Annotated in this window: 11 protein-coding genes; 6 read left to right on the forward strand and 5 right to left on the reverse strand. The window is 73.0% G+C overall.

Annotated elements, in window-relative coordinates; translation table 11 throughout:
- Positions 1–79 precede the first annotated feature (79 nt).
- From HUN58_RS14250 to HUN58_RS14260, 3 genes are all read left to right on the forward strand, one after another.
- Positions 80–1,111 carry a glycosyltransferase family 2 protein gene (locus HUN58_RS14250; RefSeq protein WP_180225005.1) on the forward strand — a complete coding sequence of 344 codons (1,032 nt, stop codon included), beginning with the start codon at positions 80–82 and terminating at the stop codon, positions 1,109–1,111.
- A 212-nt stretch (positions 1,112–1,323) separates the two neighbouring features.
- On the forward strand, positions 1,324–3,420 hold the full coding sequence (locus HUN58_RS14255; protein WP_180225006.1) for a hypothetical protein: 2,097 nt from the start codon (positions 1,324–1,326) through the stop codon (positions 3,418–3,420).
- A 92-nt stretch (positions 3,421–3,512) separates the two neighbouring features.
- Positions 3,513–5,615, forward strand: coding sequence for a hypothetical protein (locus tag HUN58_RS14260; RefSeq protein WP_180225007.1), 2,103 nt, complete (start codon positions 3,513–3,515; stop codon positions 5,613–5,615).
- An 84-nt stretch (positions 5,616–5,699) separates the two neighbouring features.
- Here the strand turns inward: HUN58_RS14260 and HUN58_RS14265 are convergent, their stop codons facing one another.
- The gene (locus tag HUN58_RS14265) at positions 5,700–6,176 is read right to left on the reverse strand and encodes a GtrA family protein (protein ID WP_254631505.1); all 477 of its coding nucleotides are present in this window, start codon (positions 6,174–6,176) and stop codon (positions 5,700–5,702) included.
- Between the two features lie 123 nt (positions 6,177–6,299).
- On the opposite strand from HUN58_RS14265, the gene HUN58_RS14270 reads away from it, so the two are divergent.
- A complete protein-coding gene (locus tag HUN58_RS14270) occupies positions 6,300–7,319 on the forward strand; it encodes a glycosyltransferase (RefSeq protein ID WP_180225008.1) in 1,020 nt (339 codons plus the stop codon).
- A gap of 20 nt (positions 7,320–7,339) precedes the next feature.
- Here HUN58_RS14270 and HUN58_RS14275 read toward each other — a convergent pair whose 3' ends face one another.
- From HUN58_RS14275 to HUN58_RS14285, 3 genes are all read right to left on the reverse strand, one after another.
- Positions 7,340–8,746 (reverse strand): hypothetical protein, encoded by a 1,407-nt coding sequence (locus HUN58_RS14275; protein WP_180225009.1) that lies wholly within the window; start codon positions 8,744–8,746, stop codon positions 7,340–7,342.
- A 38-nt stretch (positions 8,747–8,784) separates the two neighbouring features.
- Positions 8,785–10,674 carry a hypothetical protein gene (locus HUN58_RS14280; RefSeq protein ID WP_180225010.1) on the reverse strand — a complete coding sequence of 630 codons (1,890 nt, stop codon included), beginning with the start codon at positions 10,672–10,674 and terminating at the stop codon, positions 8,785–8,787.
- 149 nt (positions 10,675–10,823) lie between these two features.
- Positions 10,824–12,131, reverse strand: coding sequence for an exopolysaccharide production protein (locus tag HUN58_RS14285; protein WP_114849591.1), 1,308 nt, complete (start codon positions 12,129–12,131; stop codon positions 10,824–10,826).
- Between the two features lie 96 nt (positions 12,132–12,227).
- Here HUN58_RS14285 and HUN58_RS14290 point away from each other — a divergent pair, with 96 nt between their 5' ends.
- Positions 12,228–13,667 carry a hypothetical protein gene (locus HUN58_RS14290; RefSeq protein ID WP_180225013.1) on the forward strand — a complete coding sequence of 480 codons (1,440 nt, stop codon included), beginning with the start codon at positions 12,228–12,230 and terminating at the stop codon, positions 13,665–13,667.
- Here HUN58_RS14290 and HUN58_RS14295 read toward each other — a convergent pair.
- Complete coding sequence (locus tag HUN58_RS14295; protein WP_180225014.1) at positions 13,664–15,058, reverse strand: O-antigen ligase; 1,395 nt, start codon at positions 15,056–15,058, stop codon at positions 13,664–13,666. The two genes, HUN58_RS14290 and HUN58_RS14295, sit on opposite strands and share 4 nt — an antisense overlap.
- Positions 15,059–15,092: 34 nt before the next feature.
- Here HUN58_RS14295 and manA point away from each other — a divergent pair, with 34 nt between their 5' ends.
- The gene (gene manA, locus HUN58_RS14300; protein ID WP_180225015.1) at positions 15,093–16,301 is read left to right on the forward strand and encodes a mannose-6-phosphate isomerase, class I; all 1,209 of its coding nucleotides are present in this window, start codon (positions 15,093–15,095) and stop codon (positions 16,299–16,301) included.
- The last annotated feature ends 55 nt before the right edge of the window (positions 16,302–16,356 follow it).

The raw sequence follows: 16,356 nt of genomic DNA on the forward strand, positions 1-16,356 counted from the left end.
CCGGACGTGCTCCGGGTGCCCTCCGCGACCCGGGACGCTGCGCGACCTGGGACGCTCGGCGACCTGGGACACTGGGGGCATGGACGTCTCCGTGGTCATCGTCGACTGGCACCAGCCCGAACTCACCCGACGCGCACTCCGGTCCGTGCTCTCGCAGCGCGTCGATGCCTCGGTCGAGGTCGTGCTCGTGGTCAACGAGGCCGACGACGCAACGGTGGCCGCCTACCGAGCCGACCACCCGGGCGTGGTGGTCGTGCCAGAGCCGACGAACGCCGGGTTCGCCGGTGGCGTGTCGCGGGGGATCGCCGCGTCGACGGGCGACATCGTCGTCCTCGTCAACAACGACGCGGTGGCCGACAACGGGTTCCTCGACCGCGGGCTGGTCGCCCTCGCCGCCGGTGGTCCGACGGTCGGCGCGGTGTCCGCGACCGTCGTGCTCGAGGGTCGGTTCCGCCCGGTGGTGGACGGTGCGCCGACGTCGCAGGACGACCTGGTCGCGGGGGACGGGCGTCGCTGGCGCCGGGCGGAGACGGGGGAGACCCTCGTCAACGGCACCGGGGTCGTGCTCGACCGGTCCGGCAACGGCCGTGACCGCGACTGGTTGCGGCCGGTCGACGACGCCCCGGAGCACGCTCCGCTCTTCGGGTTCTCGGGCGGCGCGGCGTTCCTGCGCCGCGCGGCCCTCGAGGCGGTCGGCGGCTTCGACGAGTCCCTCTTCATGTACTACGAGGACCTCGACGTCGCGTGGCGGATGCGGCTTGCGGGCTTCGACGTGCGACACGCCCCCGAGGCCGTGGTCGTCCACCGGCACGCCGCGAGCTCCGGCAGCGACGGCCCGCTCGTGCGCACGCAGAGCATGCGGAACCGGCTGCTCGTCGTGGCGCGCAACGGATCCGGCGGCTTCCTCGCGCGCGTCGTCGTGCGGACGGTGCTGCGCCTGGTGCGCGACCTGCTGCGCCCGTCCACCGCCCAGCTGCGCCCCGCGGCGTGGTGGCGGCTCATCCGGGAGGCCCGTGCCGCCCTCCGCCGCGCCCGCCGGCTCCGCCGTGGGGACCGGATCGACGACACGGCGCGTCGCCGCGTCGAACGCCTGCTCGACGCGACAGGCTGAGCGACGGCACAGGTGACCACGCGTCGCCCGCGGCCGTCGGGGCGGACGCGCCCCGTGCCTCCCGGACGGGGTGCACGTCGGGGGCTGTGTGATCGCTGTGATCCCTGTAGCCTGATGTGACAGACGTGACTCGCCGGATCAGGGCCCGGCCACGCGCGGTCGGGACGGCCGTGCGGCAGACACCGAGTCGCCGCCACAGGGAGGCCCCCGTCGTGAAGAAGGTCATCGCCGCGTTCGCGAGCGTGCTCGCGGTCGCGAGTGTGCTCGTCGGCGTCCAGCTGTCCGGCGTGGGGGCGCCGGACGCGGACCGTGCGTCCGCGCTCAGCGGGTCGCAGTTCGACCCGGGCAACATCATCCCGGACGCCGAGTTCTACAACGGCGGCGGGATGAACGAGGCGCAAGTCCAGACGTTCCTGGACGCACAGATCGGCACCTGCCGGTCGAGCTCGTGCCTCAACGTCGGGCGGTACTCGCTGAACAGTCACGGTGCGGACGCCATGTGCGGCGCGCTGACCGGCGGTTCCTCGCTGTCGGCGGCGCAGATCATCACGCGGGTCGGGGCCGCGTGCGGGATCAACCCGAAGGTGATCATCGTCACGCTGCAGAAGGAGCAGGCGCTCGTCAACGGCGCGACGGCGCGGAACCCCTCCGCCGCCGTGCTCGAGCGCGCGATGGGCTACGCCTGCCCGGACAGCGCCAACGGCGGCTGCGACCCGGCCTACGCGGGCGTGGGCAACCAGGTCTTCTGGGCCTCGTGGCAGTGGAAGCGGTACGGCAACCCGGCGGGCACGAGCAACTACTTCACGTGGTTCGCGCCGGGCGGCAACCGCAACGTGCAGTACAACCCCAACGCGGCGTGCGGCACGAAGAGCGTCTACATCCAGAACAAGGCGACCGCCGCGCTGTACTACTACACGCCGTACACGCCGAACCAGGCGGCGCTGAACAACCTCTACGGCACCGGCGACGGCTGCTCGGCGTACGGCAACCGGAACTTCTGGCGTCTCTACAACGACTGGTTCGGCGTCTCGACGGCGGACAACCCGTTCGGCGGCATCGATGCGAAGCAGATCGGGCCCGGCTACGTGCAGGTGAACGGATGGGCACTCGACCCGAACGCGAAGACCCAGCCCGTGCAGGTGCAGTGGTACTCGGACGGCAAGCTGCTCGGGACCCTGCCGGCGAACGCCTCGCGGCCGGACGTGGGTGCGGTGTACCCGGGAGCGGGCGGCGACCACGGCATCCTGAACACCCTGACGGTCGGCGGCGGCACGCACACCATCTGCGCCGTCGGCGTGAACATCGGCGCCGGCTCGAACGCGCAGATCGGGGCCTGCCAGACGGTCGCGGTCTCGACCGGCTCGCCGTTCGGTGGGATGGACGTGTCGTCGAGCGCACCCGGTGTCGTGTCCGTCGGGGGGTGGACGATCGACCCGGACACGGCGTCGTCGATCTCGGTCGATGTCTACGTCGACGGGCGCAACCGCGGTCGCTCGCCCGCGAACGGCTCGCGCCCCGACGTCGGCCGCACCTACCCCGGGTACGGCTCCGCGCACGGCATCGCCACCACCGTCGCGGTCCCCGGCGGCTCCCACGAGATCTGCGTCTACGGACTCGACGCCGTGGCGCCCGGCGGCAGCACGACCCTCGGCTGCCGCACGATCACCGTCGCTGACACCTCGCCCTTCGGCGGGATGGACGTCACGACGAACGGCTCGACCGCGACGGTGAACGGCTGGACGATCGACCCGGACACGAAGAACGTCGTGCAGCTGCGGATGTCGATCGACGGCGTCCAGGTGGGCACCGCGACCGCGAACGCCCCGCGCGCCGACGTCGGCCGTGCCTACCCGGCCTTCGGCCCGAACCACGGCATCGCCACGAAGTACGACCTGACCGCCGGTTCGCACCGGATCTGCGTCACCGCGGTGAACGTCGGCGGCGGCACGGACACCGAGCTCGGCTGCCAGTCGTTCACGATCGCGGCGAACCCGTCGCCCTTCGGCGGGATGGACGCGTCGTCGCCCACCGCGGGTCGCGTGCAGGCGAACGGGTGGACGATCGACCCCGACCAGCAGCAGACCGCGATCCGGGTCGACACCTACCTCGACGGCGTCGGCGTCGCCTCCGGCCCGGCGAACCAGTCGCGGCCGGACGTCGGTCGTGCCTATCCTGCGGCCGGCGCGCTGCACGGCATCAACCAGTCGTTCGCAGCGCGAGCCGGTTCGCACACGGTCTGCTCCTATGGGATAAATGTCGGGGCCGGGACGAACGTCCTCCTCGGCTGCCAGGCCGTCACCGTCCGGTGACGCCGGCGGCCCGACCGGTCCGCCAGGCCGTCACCGTCCGGTGACCCCGGCGGCCGGACCGGCCGTCCCACCCGATCCGAGAGAACCGCCGCGTGACCAGTCCCACCGCCGTCCGACCGCGACCCGAATCCCGAGCCACGGCAGCGTGGATCCGCGCCGGCGCCGCGTGGCAGCGGGTCGTCGCCCCCCGGCCGTCCGGGCTGCCGAACCTGCTCGTGCTGGTCGGCTTCCCGGTGGTCGCGCTGCTCGTCGTGGTGGTGCTCGTCGCACTCGGGATCTCCGGGAACTCGAGCGGCGTCTACTGGCAGTCGTTCGGCACCGGGGCGGATCCGGACCTGCTCGCCGGGCGACCGCAGGGCATCCGGAGCGACGAGTGGCTCGTCCAGTCGAGCTGGATCATCTCGCAGGTCCGCGAAGGCTTCCCCGTCGTCAACCAGTCCTTCCCCGGCGGCATGGACGCGACGATCCAGAACGACCTGCCGACCTGGGACTGGTCGAGCGTCTTCCGCCCGCACGTGGTCGGCTTCCTCTTCCTGCCGCTCGACCAGGGCATGGCCGTCCGCTGGTGGCTGCCCGTCCTCGCCGCACTCGTCGCCGCCTACGTCTTCGCGGTCACCGTGATGCCTCGTCGCCCGGTCACGGCCGGCGCGCTCGCGATCGCGCTCTGCCTGTCGCCGATGATCCAGTGGTGGTTCCTGCCGACCACGATCTGGCCGGTCGCCTGGGCCTTCACCGGGCTCACCGCCGTGCTGTGGGCGTTCCGGTCGTCGCGGCGCTGGCCCGGCATCGTCGCAGCGGCGGCGACCGGCTACCTCACCGTGACGATGGTGATGAGCATCTACGTGCCGTACATGGTGCCGGCCGCCGTCGTGCTCGTCGCGATCGCGATCGGGTTCCTGGTCGAGCGCCTGCGCAACCCCGGGGTCCCGTGGCGACGCACGCTGCTCCGACTGGTGCCCCTCGCGGTCGCCGCCGTCGGCGCGGGCGCGGTGATCGGGGTGTGGGCGCTCACCCGGATCGACACCATCCGGGCGGTCCTCGGCACCGTCTACCCCGGCCAGCGGCTCGAGGCCACCGGGGCGTCCGACTTCGGGGCCGTCGTCTCGCTGTTCAGCGCGCCGTTCCAGCGGGCATCCCAGTTTGGGGTCGTCCAGGGGCTCTCCGTCAACCAGTCCGAGGCGGCGGCGCCGCTGATGATCGCCCTGTTCCTTGTGCCGGCGCTGGTCTGGGTCTTCGTGGTGCAGCTGCGGCGCTCCCGCAGGACGGACTGGCCCGTGCTCGCGACCGGTGCGGTGCTCGTCGTGCTCTTCGCGTTCCTGCTCGTGCCGCACTGGGACGCCCTCGCGCACCTGCTGCTGCTCGACCGGAGCACCGACGCACGGCTGCGGCTGGCGTTCGACCTGCTCGGGGTGGTCGCGGTCGCGCTCCTGGCCGCCCGCCTCGACGCCGGGGTCGGTCGGCGCAGCCCCGTGGGAGAGGCGTCTGCCGACGAGGTCCCGGCGCCGACCCGGGTGCCGTGGGTGGTCGCCGGGTACGGCGCGGTCCTGGTCCTCGGCTCGGTCGCGGTCGTCTACAGCAGTCTGCACGCGCAGTCCTCGCCGGTGCTCGGCGCCTCGCACGCCTGGAGGTACGTCGCGGTGCTCCTCGCGGTCGCGGTCGTCGCCCTGGCCCGACGGTGGCTGGCCGCCGGTGCCGTCCTGGTGCTCGCCGTTGCGGTCGTCGTCGGCGGCGGTGTGAACCCGCTCTACCGCGGGGTCTTCGACCTCGCCACGCAGACGACGGCCGGTCGCGCAGTGTCCGACATCGTCGACGAGCACCCCGACGCACGGTGGGTGGGGATCGGCGGGTACGTCCCGACCGCGATGCTGCTCGAGACCGGCGCGCACTCCTACAACGGCGTGCAGACCTACCCGCCGGAGGAGATGTGGCGGGAGATCGACCCGAGCGGCTCCCAGGAGCAAATCTGGAACCGTCTCGCGAACGTCAACTGGCTCGACGGCGACGGGGACCCGAAGCTCTTCCTGCCGGTCCGCGACCAGATCCAGGTCGGGTTCGACGGCTGCAGCAGCTTCGCGCAGCGGAACGTGCAGTACGTGCTCGCCGACCAGCAGGTGACCGACCAGTGCCTCACCCAGGTGCGGAAGGTCACGCAGGGGGCGGAGTCGCTGTGGATCTACCAGGTGGAGCGGCGCTGACCGCGTCCCCACGTGACGGACGGGAGGCACGGCACGGGTCCGCACCGTGCCTCCCGTCCGTCGGGTGGTCCGTCAGGGGGTGGGTCAGCTGATCTCCGCGATCGCCTCCGCGCCACCCTCGCGGTCGTCCTTGAAGACGAACTTCCCGTACGCGAAGTAGCGGAAGACCGTCGCGACCGCCTGCCCGACCAGCGTGCCGGAGACGTTGTCGGCCAGCGGGGAGTCGAGGTGCAGGACGTAGCGCGAGAAGGCCAGGCAGCCCAGCTGCAGCAGGATCGCGACGACGTTGATGGCGGCGAACACCAGGAAGCTCCGCAGCGTCTGCGAGCCAGCGCGGTCGCGGAACGTCCACAGTCGGCTGCCGAAGTAGGTGACGACGCTCGCCACCGCGATCGCGATCACCTTGCCGAGCAGGGGGACCGCGAAGAGGGGACCGGACCCGCCCCAGAACACCAGCGCGTTGTACACGGCGGCGTCGACGAGGAACCCGACACCCCCGACGACGAGGAACGACCCGCCTCGTCGGAGGTGTCCCAGGAACCAGCCGGTGGCGTTCGTCACGTGTCCTCTTCCCGGTCGTGGACGGCCTCGGCCGAGTCCGCGCACCTGTTAGCCTTTCGCAGGGGATTCGTGCTCACGTCCCCGCCGCTCGACGGATCCAAGACCACTGAAGGACCCTACCTCGTGACTCACGACGACCTCGTCATCGCCGCCATCGTGCCCTGCCACAACGAGGCACCGGCCATCCACAAGGTCGTCACCGACCTCAAGGCAGCCGTGCCCGGCATCCACGTCTACGTCTACGACAACAACAGCACGGACGGCACCGACGAGGTCGCGCGCCGCGCGGGGGCCGAGGTCCGGTACGAGCACACCAAGGGCAAGGGCAACGTCATCCGCCGTGCGTTCGGCGACATCGACGCAGACGTCTACCTGATGATCGACGGCGACGGCGACGACACGTACGACACCGCAGCGGCGCCGGAGATGATCCGCACCCTGCTCGAGGGGCCCTACGACCACGTCCTCGGTGTCCGGCAGGACGACCCCGATGCGACCGCGTACCGGCCCGGGCACGAGGCCGGCAACCGGATGTTCAACCGGGTCGTGGGCAAGCTCTTCGGTACGCCCGTGTCGGACATGCTCAGCGGGTACCGCGTCATGTCCCGGCGCTTCGTGAAGTCCTTCCCCGCGCTGTCCCGCGAGTTCGAGACCGAGACCGAGCTCACGGTGCACGTGATGAACCTGCGCGTGCCGCACACCGAGGTGCCGGTCGGCTTCAAGGACCGGGCCGAGGGCACCGAGTCGAAGCTCAACACCTACAGCGACGGCTTCAAGATCCTGTCGCTCATCGCGCACCTCATCCGGTTCGAGCGTCCCGTGCTGTTCCACGGGATCATGGGCGCGATCTTCGCGATCGTCGCGGTCGTGCTGGCCGTCCCCCTCTTCATCGAGTTCGGACGCACCGGGCTGGTGCCGCGCTTCCCGACGGCGTTCCTGGCCGCGTCGCTCATGGTGATCGCGTTCCTGACCTGGATACTCGGCTTCATCCTCGAGGGCGTCACGCGGCTGCGCCGGGAGACGAGCCGGCTGAACTACCTGACGTACTCGGCGCCTGGGACCTCGACGCGGCGGCTGCCCGTCGACCACCCCGAGCAGCAGCCGGCTCCGCAGCAGCAGCACGGGGACGCCGGCACGCGCTGACGCGGCGCCCGTCCGCCCTCCTACGGCGACGCGGTACCCACGGGGGTGCCGCGTCGTCGTCGTCCCGGCAACGGGCGCGTCGCGGCGTGGTCACGGTCCGGTGCGGGGCGGTCGTCGTGGTCCTGCGCGGGGCCGTCGCCGTCGCGGTCCTGCGGGCCCGTGGCGGCTCGGCCCGCCGGTCGGGTGCGGAGGAACCGCACCGCGAACACCACGAGCAGCACCGCGCGGATCCACAGGGCCGCCGTGACCATCTGCCCGTCCCAGGTGTCGGCGGTCTGCCCGATCGCGTCGTAGTAGCCGTTGCGGAAGAACCCGACCGTCAGGCACACGTCGGTGACCAGGTAAGCGGTGACCCACCAGCCGCCGAGCCGCAGCACCACGAAGAAGGGCAGCAGCCAGAGCACGTACTGCGGTGAGTCGACCTTGTTCGCCACCATGTAGACGCAGAGCATCGCGGCGGAGGCCTGGATCCACGGCGTGCGGCCCGTCCGGAGCGCACGCAGGACCGCCACGGCGAGCACCGCCAGGATCCCGATCGCCGTCGTCGCGGTGGACAGCAGCGCCATGGTGCCCTGCACCGGACCGTCCAGGTCGGCCGACCAGGGGAGCAGCCCGTAGTACCAGATCGTCAGGGTCGAGGGACCGATCGGGCGCTCGGCCTGGAACCGGAAGACCGACGACCACCCCTCGTAGTTGACCAGGGCGAACGGCACGTTGGCGACCAGCACCACGGCGACGCCGGCCCCGAGCGTGACGGCGGTGCGCCGCACCCGCTCGGACCACGGGGCGTCCCGGTCGAGCAGTGCGGCGAGGGTCAGGGCACCGAGGAACATCAGTGGGTAGAGCTTGAACGCGCCGCCCAGCCCGAGGAGCGCCCCGGCGAGCCCCCACCGCAGCAGGGGCGACCAGGAACGCGGTGCTGCGGTCGCCACGAGGAGCGCCGCGACCGTGCACGCCACCGGGAGCAGGTCCCAGTTGTAGACCGCGTAGAGGGCGAGCGGCGGGGTCGCGGCGAACACCCACGCGCGTCGACCGGCGATGCGCTGCAGCGCGAGGATGACGAGCACGGCCGTGACCGCGGCCGCCACCGCGGTCACGACGAGGAACCCGCGGACCGAGTCGACCGGCAGCGCCGTCAGCCACACCCACACGCCCGTCGCGGTCGGGTACTCGACGGTGCCACCGCCGAGGACGGGCGGGTCCCCGCGCCAGGTGCCGTGCACGTAGGGGAAGACGTGCTGCGCGAGTCCGCGGCTGTTCCAGAGCGCGGCGACGTCCGACCAGCACCCGTACCGGTTGACGTACTCGGCGCGGGACACGTCCGCCGGCTGGGGGACCGTGCAGAGGAGCTTCTGCCCGAGGTTCAGGGCGCAGGACACCACGACGACGACGCACATCGCGATGCGTTCGAGCAGGGGGAGACGCACGCGACGACCCTAGCAACCGGCGGGTCCGACGCCCGGGGTCAGACGCAGGTCGCGTTCCGGTCGAACCCGCCGGCGACGTACTGCGTCATGACGACCTGGCCCCCGGTGGTGAGGGCCGGACCGGAGCACGCCTGCTGCGCCGCCGCGAGCGTCGTGGTCCCGGTCGCGATCCAGCTCGGCAGGCCCGCGAGCGAGCTCGACGACGGGACGGTGCCGACGATGCTGTTCCACTGGAAGGTCGTCGAGTACAACCCGACCTGCGCGCCGACTGCACGGAACGCCGCGACCATCCCCTCGAGGTCGGCTCGGTTCTGCGTCGAGTCGGCCTGCCAGGTGCCCTCGGTCTCGACGTCGAGCCACCACCGGTAGGACGCGGGGGAGTCGACCCCTCGGGATCGGGCGTCGTCGTACGCCCGGGTGTAGCCGTACACGTAGGAGCACGCCCGGTCGTAGCCGCCGGCGCAGGTGCCGTACGGGTTCGCGACCGTCGGTCCGCCGTTCGGCAGGGTGTTGCTCGCCGGCCACACCGAGGCCTGCTTCCCGGGGTTCGCGGTGTTCACGTACAGCTGCACGGGGGCCTGCGAGGTCCCACCGGACGAGCCGGCCGCCCAGGACAGCTGGCTGGAGAGGCACGGGTTCGTGTTGTTCGCGAGACCGCCGTTCACCCCGACGACGGCGAATGCCGCGTCGGTCGGGAGGGACGAGCCGCACTGCGGCCACGAGACGTCGACACCGGTGCCGGACGCCGAGGTCCCGTCGAGGAAGTACCCGGAGACGTCGACGTAGTCGTTCGCGGTGCCGCGCGACACCTTCGCCTGCAGGGCGCGGGCGGCGGTCGAGCCGGTCACCTTCGTGATCACGGCCGCCGAGACCTCTTCCCCGGCGCGGAACACCTGCGCGGCGACGGTCGCGTCCTGTCCCGCCGGGGTGACGCGGAGGTACCCGTCGGAGGACGGTGCCTGCACCTCGACGTTCGCGACGACCGCGGTCGCGGTGCCGGGGACGCCGCCGACACCGGTCGCCCGGACCGCACGGGGGGCCGTGCCGAGCGTCGAGGACTCGATGCGGGCGGTGTCGACGGGGACGAACACCGAACCGGACGTCGACGCGGAGTAGTAGCCCGCGACGTCCAGGAACACGGTCGCCGAGCCGCGCGACAACCGGACCTGCGCCGCCCCGTCGACCAGCCGGACGATCGCCAGGTTCGACACGGTGCGACCGGCGGTGAACTCCTGGGCCGCGACGGAGGCGTCGCGGCCGAGGGGCGTGAGCCGGACGTAGCCGTCCGCGGTCGGACCGTTCGTCTCGACGTTCACCACGACGGCCGTCGCGTCGTCCGGGACCCCGCCCTGCCCGGCCAGCTGCACCGGGACCGGCGTGGTGCCGACGGTCGGCGACGCGACGCGGGCGGTGGGCAGCGGGGTGAAGGTCGAGCCGCCGCCCGACGCGTAGTACCCGGAGACGTCGAGCAGCACCCGGGCCGACCCGGCGGAGACCTTGACCTGGACACCCCCCTTCGCGAGCTTGACCGTGGCCAGGTTCGAGATGGTGCGCCCGGCCGGGAACTCCTGCAGTGCGACCTGTGCGTCGGTGCCCGCGGGCGTGATGCGGACGTAGCCGGCGGCGGTGGGCGCCTCGACCTCGACGTTGACGACGACGGCCGTGGCGTTCGACGGCACCCCTGCACTCCCGGCGACGGGCACCACGACGGGGGTCGTCCCGACGGCGCCGTCGAACACGCGGGTGGTGTCGAGTGGTGTGTAGCGCGACCCCTGGACGGTCGCGGTCCCGGTCCCGGTCCCGGTCCCGGTCCCGGTCGCGGTCGGGGCGGCGGCGGCACGTTCGGCCGGCGCGACACCGACGACCGCGGCCGTTGTGAGGGCCGAGACCGCGAGCAGCGCGGTGACGGCGCGGGAGGCGAGGGACATGCCGGCTCCTGTCGGTGGTGGACCGCCCCCTGCGGCCCGCGGCCATGCTAGTGGCGCGGTCACCGCGGACGCGAGTGTGGATGCTCGCAGGCACGGGAGGGCACACGGCAGGCGTGCAGGCAGGCGCGGTGCTCGGTCGTCGTCCTCCCTCAGGAGGGGACGCGCGGCAGGTGCCGACGCCACGACCGCCGCCGCGCCGCCACGACGATCACGGTCGTGAAGAGCATCAGCCCGGCGCCGTGCAGCAGGTAGCTCTCGGCCGTGCTGGTGACGCCGAGCAGGACGAGGACGGCCGCCGGCCAGACGTACGCGACACCGGGGAAGGTCGTCGCCGTCACCCAGGCGCGGGCGAACGCGAGCCCCGCGGCGACCGCGAGCAGGAGCGTGCCGGCGAGCCCGATCTGCAGGTAGGCGTCGACGAACGCGTTGAGACCGGACGTGAAGCGCGCGCCGGCGGGGTCGACCAGGGTCGTGAACGGGAACACGGCCTCGCTCGGCCACGTACCGACCCAGCCCCAGCCCTGCATCGGGAACTGCGCACCGAGCACCCGGATCTGCTCCCACAGACCCAGGCGCGTCGCCGTGCCGCCCGCCGCACCGATCTCCGCGAGCACCCGGTGCCGGAGCGCCAGGCCGAGGGTCGCCATGCCGAGCACGACCGCGCCGAGCACCGCGTTCACCACCGGTCTGGTGGCCGGTCTGGCGTGCCGCAGCGACCACAGTGCGAGCGCGGTCACGGCGAGTGCGATCATCGCGATCCCGGTGATCGGTGACTGCACGAGCATCAGGGCGATCACGGCGAGGGCGGTCGACGCGACGGCCCGCCACGTGGTGACCGACCGGGTGAGGAACTCGACGACGAACGTGACCAGGGCCACCGCGGCGACGAAGCCCATGAAGTTGCGGGTGCCGCCGACGCCCTGGATCGGGCCGCCGTACGCGATGTCCCCACGGATGCCGAACGCGGGGAACGGCACGTCGAGCACGAGTCCGGACAGCACCTCGAGCCCGAGGGCGACGACGAGCAGGATGCGGAAGGCGTCGCCGGCCGCGCGGATGACCTGCACGAGGTCCCGGCCGAGCGCCAGGTAGAGCCCGAGTCCGACGAAGCAGACCGTGGACGCGAACCCGCGCAGGGCGACCCACGAGTACTGACTCCAGAGCACGCTGAGGGCGCAGAACCCGACGAAGGCCAGCAGGGACAGCGGCAGGACGCCGTGCCACTCGATGCGGTAGCGCTGTCCGAGCAGGCTCAGGCCGGCGAGCACCACGAGGGTCGCGAGGGCGGCCCACGACCCGGCGGTGCCGACCATCGCGTGCACGGCCGGCTGCCCGAACGCGAAGAGCAGGACCGCGGTCGCCAGGGCCTGGCTGAACCGCCCGCCCGCCGAGAACCCGATCCAGGCGGAGAGGTACCGGCGCGCGAGCGCACGCCTGCTCACCGTCCGGTCCGTCACCCGTCCATCCTCTCGCACCTCGTGGAGAGTCCGCCGCGGGCATCGCGGAGCGTCGATATGGCTGGTCGTCGATATCTCGGATAGGTTCTCGCCCCGATGGACGAGCACGACGGCCCCGCGCGCACCGCGTCCCGCCGTCGCCGCGCGGTCGTCCAGGCGCTCGCAGCCGTCCTCGTCGCGCTGGCCGCCGCGGCACTCGCCTGGTGGCGCCTCGGCCCGGTGACCCGCGCGACGACCTGGGCCGAGGACGGCGGGATCTTCCTCCGCGAGCAGCTCGCGTACGGCGCCGGCGACACGCTCCTGCGGCCCTACGCCGGCTACCTCCACCTCGTCCCGCGCCTGCTCGTGGACCTCGCGGTGCACCGCCCCGTCGAGCAGTACGCCCTGACACTGTCCGCGTCGGCGTGCGCCGTCGTCGGCGTCGTCGCCGCGTCGCTCTTCCTGCTGTCCCGCGACGTCGTGCGCCCCTGGCCGTTCCGGCTCGTCCTGGCGGCGGTCCCGGTCGTCCTGCCGCTCGCCCCGGTCGAGATCAGCGGCAACGTCGCCAACCTGCACTGGTACGCGATGGCGCTCGTCCCGTGGCTGTTCTCGTACCGGGCCCGCACCTGGTGGGGATCCGGCGTCGTCGCCCTGCTGACCCTCGCGGCGACGCTGACGGAGCTCCAGACGGTCCTGTTCCTGCCGCTCCTCGCGCTGGCGTGGTGGCCCGCCCGCGACCTCACCGGTCGGCGGGCCGCTGCCGGTGAGCGGGACCGTCTCCGCGCGCTGCCCGTGACCGTCGCGGCGGTGCTCGGGGGCACCCTGCAGGTGGTCGCCGCCCTGACGACGGAACGACTCTCCCGCCCTGGGGACCCCTCCGTCGGCGACGTCGTTCGCGGGTACCTGCTGCTGCCGTTCGGTGGGCTGTGGGACCGCGACGTCGCCGCCGTCGGTGCGGCCGTGGCCCGCCACGGCTGGTGGGTCGTGCTGCTGCCGGCGGCCGGGATCGGCGTGGCGGTCCTCGCCGCGGTGCTCGTGGCCGGCTGGCGCACTCGGTGGACCATCGTCGCGCTGGTGCTCGGTGCGGCCGGCGTCTGGACCGCGGCGCTCGTCGCGAACCGCTCCGCGAACGGGCGGTGGGGCTCGGTCACCGGCGCGGCCCTGGCCGCGATCGGGCCGAACCGCTACGCCGCCGCCGCGGGCATGCTGCTGCTGTCCGCCGTGGTCGTCGCGGCTGCGGCACTCGCGGGCGACCGGTGGGCCCCGCGGCACGGCGGCGACCCGACGGGCCGACGTCGCCGACGGACGACCCGGACAGGAGGCGCGGTGCACGTCCTCCGCGTCGGCCTCGGCTGGTGCCTGGTCGCGCTGGTGGTGACGACGGCCGTCGCGAACGCCGCCCCCGCTCGGACGAACCGCAGCGACGGACCAGAGTGGGCGCCGCAGGTCGCGTCCTCCGTCGGCGTCTGCCGTGCCGACCCCGCCGCGGTGCTCGAGGTGCGGACGGCACCGTGGTCGGCGCAGGTGCCGTGCGCGCTGGTGGTGCGGGACCGCTAGCGGCGGTCGGTGTCCGTGACGTCCGACCCGCGGAAGGCACGGACGGCGACCGGGATGCGGGGACCGTCGCCCACCGAGGGCGGCTCCTCGCCGACGAGCACGTTCCTGGTCTTGATCGCGATGAGCGCGAAGAGCACCCAGTTCCCCTGGTACAGCAGGCGCGACTCGGCGACGGACTGCACGAGCAGGGCGACGACGACGAGCAGCGGGAAGAGCGTGACGGGGTCGAACGCCCGGGGCCGCAGGTCCGTGCCGTAGCCGGTCCGGGTCGCGCACCACCAGGACCGGACGAGGGTCGACAGCACGTACAGCCCGAAGAGCACCAGGCCGACGATCCCGGTCTGCATCCAGACGTCCAGGTACGCGTCGTGCGCCTGCAGGTACACCACGCCGTTCCGGTGCGCGATGTCGGCGAGCTCCGGGATGTTCGGCCACCAGTAGCCGATCCAGCCCGAACCGACGACCGGGTGTCGGTCGACCAGGCCGAGGACCGCCGTCCAGATCTCGCCGCGGCCGGTCAGGTCCGACGACTTGCCGAGGACCGCGGTGAGCGCGCCGCGTCCGACGAGCGCCAGCACGGCGAGGACCACCGCGCCGACCGCCACCACGGCGTACCGGGGCGCCCGACGGCCGCTCGGCACCCGCCGCACCCACACCGCGACGACGGCCGCGACCGCGACGACCGCGGCGGCGACGAGCACCGTCGACGAGCGTGTCAGGGCGAGCACGAGGACCCCGAGCACGAGCCACACGACGGCCCGGTCGCGGCGGATGCGCCCCTCGGCGAGCTGCACGGCGACGGCCACCAGGGCCAGGAGCGCGACCATCGCGAGCAGGTTGGCGTTGCCGGGGAGGCCCTGGATCCGCCCGCCCGTGAAGAGCTCCGCGCGTGAGAAGTAGAAGGCGTCCGGGATCTTCCGGTCGCCGTAGTCCGTCCAGATCGGCGCGATCGGGTGCCGCACGACCACGGCGACGACGGCCTCGAACAGCAGCGACAGGCCGAGCACCCACCGCATCGCGAGCGACACGGCGTCGAGGATCCGCCGCCACGACAGCGTCGACGCGATCGCGAACGCCACCAGGACGCACAGGACCTGCGCGACCATGCTCGCCAGGGTCGCTGCGCGCCAGTGCGACCACGCGACGGTCAGCAGGCACCAGCCCAGGAACACCCAGAGCGCGCGCGGTGTCCGGGCGAGGGAGGGTCGGGCGCGCACGACGACCGAGACGCCCCACCCGCCGAGCGCGGCCCAGACGACCGCGGCGCCGTACCAGGTGAGCGTGTTCGGGACGGCGTCGCCCGCGAACAGGACGCCGACGACCGCGGCGCCGAGGGCGAAGGCCTCGCGCTCGGGCACGGTCCCACGGGCGATCGGCCAGGTGTTCGTCACGGGGGACAGGCTAACCGCCCGCTACGCTCGGCACATGTTCCTCGGCATCACGAACACCCCGCGCGACTACGCGTGGGGTTCCGTCACCGCGATCCCCGAACTCCTCGGCCGCACCGTCACCGGCGCCCCGCAGGCCGAGCTCTGGCTCGGTGCGCACCCCGGCAGCCCGAGCGTCGTGGTGAACCCCGCGACCGTCGGTGGCGCGGACACGCTCCTCGAGTGGATCGCCGCAGAGCCCGAGGCAGCACTCGGACCGGACCGCACCGGACTGCCGTTCCTGCTCAAGATCCTCGCCGCCGCCGCACCGCTGTCCCTGCAGGCGCACCCCACGCCGGAGCAGGCGCAGGAGGGCTTCGCGCGCGAGGAAGCAGCCGGCGTCCCGATCGACGACCCGGCCCGGAACTACAAGGACCCGTTCCCGAAGCCCGAGCTCGTGGTCGCACTCAGCGAGCGCTTCGAGGCGCTCAGCGGGTTCCGCGCCGTCGAGGAGACCCTGGCGGACGTCGACCTGCTCGATGCCGGTTCCGGTCGGCTCGGCGCGCTCCGCGTGCACCTGGCCCACGGGCTCGAGGACACGGTCAGCTGGCTCGAGACCGCGGACCCGTCGGCGCTCGCCGTGGTCCAGGCGGCGAGCGACCTGGCCGCCGCACTGCCGGACGACGCCGCCACCCCGAACACCCGGACCGTGCGCGACCTCACCACCGCGTACCCGGGCGACCCCGGCATCGTCGTGTCGCTGCTCATGCACCGCGTGACGCTCACCGCCGGCCAGGCGATGTACCTGCCCGCCGGGAACGTCCACGCGTACCTGGACGGGCTCGGGGTCGAGCTCATGGCCCCCTCGGACAACGTCCTGCGCGGCGGGCTGACGCCGAAGCACGTCGACGTCCCGGAGCTCCTGCGCGTCCTCGACTTCACGGCCCACCCCGCACCCGTGCTCGAACCGGAGCAGCTCGCACCGGGCGTGGACCGCTTCGCACCGGAGGGCGTCGGCTTCGCGCTCCTCCGCGTCACCGGCGAGGGGCGCCCGGTCGGTCTCGCGACGGGTGGGGTCGCACCGCTCTCCGGACCGTCGATCGCGATCTGCACCGAGGGCGTGGTGACGCTCGTCGGTGCCACCTCGGCGACCCTGCTCCGCCAGGGCGAGTCCTGCTTCGTCACCCCGGACGAGGGCGACGTCACGGTCGAGGCAGACGTCGCCTCCGGCCTGACCTCCACGGTCTTCATCGCGACGGGCGCCTGACCCCGAGCCGCACCGGGAGCCGGACCGACGGGCGCCAGGACGCGGCCGGCCCCGG

The organism is Curtobacterium sp. Csp1 (genome assembly GCF_013347185.1).

Bases quoted from the DNA above. Each gene is read 5' to 3' on its own strand.
- HUN58_RS14250 (WP_180225005.1), top strand. From the start codon at position 80: ATGGACGTCTCCGTGGTCATCGTCGACTGGCACCAGCCCGAACTCACC.
- HUN58_RS14280 (WP_180225010.1), bottom strand. From the start codon at position 10,674: ATGTCCCTCGCCTCCCGCGCCGTCACCGCGCTGCTCGCGGTCTCGGCC.
- HUN58_RS14290 (WP_180225013.1), top strand. From the start codon at position 12,228: ATGGACGAGCACGACGGCCCCGCGCGCACCGCGTCCCGCCGTCGCCGC.
- manA (WP_180225015.1), top strand. From the start codon at position 15,093: ATGTTCCTCGGCATCACGAACACCCCGCGCGACTACGCGTGGGGTTCC.